We start from the raw sequence: 3,649 nt of genomic DNA on the forward strand, positions 1-3,649 counted from the left end.
CGGGGGTCGAGGCGGCCGGGTTCACGGACGTATGCGGGCTGTTCCAGGCGGCCGGTGAGGTGCCGGCGGGTCTGCTCGGTGTGGTAGCCCTCCAGCCGCACGGAGCGTTCCTTGAGGGTGCGGGTCAGTTCGCTCAGGGCGGTGACCGCGTCGGCCTGGAGGTAGCAGTCGGCGGTGCGGCCGTTGCCCATCACCAGGTGCGGGGCGGTGTCGATCTGGATGTACTTGGCGTCCGGGTAGAGGTAGCCGGACTCGATGGTGTAGTGGTTCAGGCTGGCGCCGACCGCGATGACGCAGTCGGCCTCCTGGAGGAGTTCCATGGAGAGTTTGTCACCGAACAGGCCGGAGAGGCCGACATGGAAGTCGGTGCGGTCGCACAGCCAGTTCTTCGCCTGCAAGGTGGTGGCCAGCAGCGCACCGGTCTGCTCCTGCAGCGCCAAAATCTCCTCGCCGGCCTGTGCGGTGCGGGCGCCGCGGCCGGCGATGACCACCACGTGTTTGGCGTCCGCGATCAGGCCGGCGGCGGCGGTGACGCGGGCCGGGTCGGGCAGCAGCCGGCCGGTGTCGATCAGCGCGGTCGAGGGGGTGTAGTCCTCCTCGTAGTCGTCGAGTTCGGCGACCTGCACGTCGAACGGGGCACTGATCATGACCGGCCGCATCCGGGTGCGGGCCCGGTAGAAGGCCTGGCGCACGGTTTCCTGGGCCAGTTCGGGCCGGGTGACGTGCAGGAAGTCGCACTCGATGGCGGCGGCGAAACGCCGCTGGTCCAGGTACTGGGTGGCGCCCTCGTCACCCAGCGGGGTCTCCCCGCAGAACGCGACCAGCGGGGTCCCGGCCCGGCTGGCACACAGCATCGAGGTGGCCAGCTGGGACACCCCGGGACCGCTGGTGGTGGTGACCACCCCGGGCCGGCCCGCGCCCCGCGCCCAGCCGTCGGCCATGCCCAGACCCGAGCCCTCGTGACGGACCTCGTACAGGCGCACACCCCGGTCGGCCAGCGCGGCCATCCAGTGCATGTTGGCATCACCCATCATGCCGAAGACATCACTGGTGCCCTCTTTGACGAACGCCTCGGCCAGCGCTTCGTAGACCTTCATGTCTCAAGATCCCTTCACATGAGCCGCGAGGCGGGGAAAGACCCGCAGGGCGTTGCCGCCGTAGACGGCCCGGCGGTCCGCCCCGGACAGGGTGTCGATGGAGTCGAGGGTGTACTTGGTGTCGTCGAAGCGGCGCCCGGTCTCGGGGTCCACGCTGCGCACCGCGCCGATCATCTCCGAGGCGAACAGCACATTGCGGGCGGGGATGATGTCCAGGAGGAGTTCCATGCCGCGTTTGTGATACACGCAGGTGTCGAAGTACACGTTGCGCAGGACCGACTCCTCAAGCGGCGGCCGGCCGCGGTCGGCCATCATGCCCCGGTAACGGCCCCAGTGATAGGGCACCGCCCCGCCGCCGTGCGGCAGGATCAGCCGCAGCGTCGGGAAATCGGTGAACAGGTCCGACTCGCACAGCTGCATGAACGCCGCCGTGTCACCGGCCAGATAATGCGCACACGTGCCCTGCATCGCCGGATTGCGGGACATCGCCACATGCACCATCGCCGGCACATCCAGCTCGACCATCTTCTCGTACAGCGGGTAATACACCCGGTCGGTCAGCGGCGGCCCCTGATAGTACCCATCCGAAGGATCGGGGTTGAGCAGACAGCCCACAAACCCCAACTCGGTGACACACCGCTCCAGTTCCGCCACCGAATTCGCCACCGAGGCAGGCAGCGCGTCGCCGGGGGACTGCGGGAGCTGGCACACCCCGGCGAACCGGCCCGGAAACATCCCGCACACCCGCGCGATCAGATCATTACTGACCCGCGACCAGTCCAGACTGGTGTACTCGTCACCGTAGTGGTGGGCCATCTTGCCCGCCCCCGGCGAGAACACCGTCAGATCCGTACCCCGCTCCCTCTGCAGCTTGAGCTGCCCGTTCTCGATAGCGGCCCGGATCTCGTCGTCGCCGATACACAGCGTGCCGGGCGACAGCCGCGCCCCCGACTCCTCGAACGCCGCGATCTGCCGGTGGCGCCACTCACCCAGCGCCGCGGGCGCCGTAGTGAAATGACCGTGACAGTCAATGATCATCAATGTGCTCCGAAAAAAATGGGGGGTGTGTGTGCGGCCGTGACGGGAGAAGACAAACCGGTGTCAGGCGCGGCCGGTCAGTTGACGGGCCTTGGCCAGGCCGGGGTAGGTGCGGACCGGGGCGGACATCAGGAAGCGGTAGCCGTCGGCGAGGACCTGCTCGACGTTGCCGGCCGTCACATGGGGATGGCCCACCGGGATGCCGCGCCGCTTGCAGATGTCCAGGATCTGCCGCTTGCACTCCAGCACCCGGGGATGCTCGTACTGGCGGGGCACACCCAGTTCCTGGCTCATGTCGCCCTCACCGATCAGGATCAGACCGATACCGGGCACCTGGTCCAGGATGTCGGGCAGATTGCGGATACCGAGCTGGTCCTCGATCATCAGCCCCACCAGGATCTCCCCGTCCTGGGCCAGCGGCCACACATCGGCCCGGGCGTAGTACTCGATGTTGGAGATGCCCCAGTAACGCGTCGCCGCGTGCGGGCCGTCCCCGCGCAGCCCCGCCGGCTCAAACCCCGGCGTGCCCGGCAGCCGCGGATAACGGCAGGCAGCCACCGCGTTACGGGCCTCCTCCACCGTGGAAACATGCGGCCAGATCACACCGAACGCCCCCAGATCCAGGGCCTGCTTCGCATGCCACTGCGCCTTCTCCGCACCGTTGGCGGGGATACGCACCATCGGCGTGACGGCGGGGGCGAGACTGTCCGCCTCGTGGATCTGACGGCGGCTGAGCAGGTACTGGAAACTGTCCCGCAGCGCGTTGATGTCCCAGGGCTTGTGCTCCATCTCGAACACCACCCCGTCATAATCGGTGCCGCTCAGCTCGACCGCGACCGACGGCTCGGCCGCCGCGAACGTCGCGAACACATGCTCACCAGCCGCCAGCCGCTCGATCACCCTGTTGTGCCGGAACACCGTCATCGCCGTCCTCCCTGACCCAAACCCTCACCGGATGCGCCCACCGCACCCCGCGCCTCCACCCGCCCGGCCCTCCGCCCCGCCCACCAGGCCCGCAACCGAGCCCACAACCCCACCGGCCGAGACGCCGCAACCGGGACAGGAGCCACCGCCGGCGAAGCCGCAACCGGAGCCTCAGCCGGAACCGCGACCGGAGCTGCGGCCGGGGTCGCGGCGGGGGTGGCGCACGCCTTCACCAGTTCCTCGGTGAACTCCTTCGTCATCCGCGACACCACCACCCCCGCCCCCGACTCGATCAGCTTCGCGAGCTTGCCGTTCAGCTTGATCTCGCCGTCGCACAACACCCGCGAACTGCCCGGCACATCCCCCTCGGTGACCCGGAACGTGGCACCCGCACTGAACCGCGTAGCACCCTGCCCGTCACCCCCACGAGCCGTCAGCCGCCCCTCACGCGCCGCCTCATCCAGATCCAGAGCCACCCGCGCGGCGAACTTCACCCGCAGACCACCAAACCTGATGGCCAACGTCCCATCGAACGACCCGTCCTCATGCGACGCACCCAACTCGGCACCGCCAATGCAGGACACCACCGC

The 3,649-nt window shown here is 68.7% G+C and carries 4 protein-coding genes; all 4 read right to left on the reverse strand.

Annotation, left to right across the window (positions count from 1 at the left end; genetic code table 11):
- Positions 1–1,097: thiamine pyrophosphate-binding protein (locus AB0G32_RS40200; RefSeq protein WP_361175991.1), on the reverse strand; the 1,097-nt coding region annotated here is incomplete at its 3' end.
- A gap of 3 nt (positions 1,098–1,100) precedes the next feature.
- Entirely contained in the window at positions 1,101–2,135 is a 1,035-nt protein-coding gene (locus AB0G32_RS40205) for an amidohydrolase family protein (RefSeq protein WP_361175994.1), read from the reverse strand.
- Positions 2,136–2,198: 63 nt separating this feature from the next.
- A complete protein-coding gene (locus AB0G32_RS40210) occupies positions 2,199–3,059 on the reverse strand; it encodes an aldolase/citrate lyase family protein (RefSeq protein WP_361175997.1) in 861 nt (286 codons plus the stop codon).
- Positions 3,056–3,649: SRPBCC domain-containing protein (locus tag AB0G32_RS40215; RefSeq protein ID WP_361176000.1), on the reverse strand; the 594-nt coding region annotated here is incomplete at its 5' end. The genes AB0G32_RS40215 and AB0G32_RS40210, both read right to left, overlap by 4 nt.

The organism is Streptomyces sp. NPDC023723 (assembly GCF_040639815.1).
In the GTDB taxonomy this organism is placed as follows: domain Bacteria; phylum Actinomycetota; class Actinomycetes; order Streptomycetales; family Streptomycetaceae; genus Streptomyces.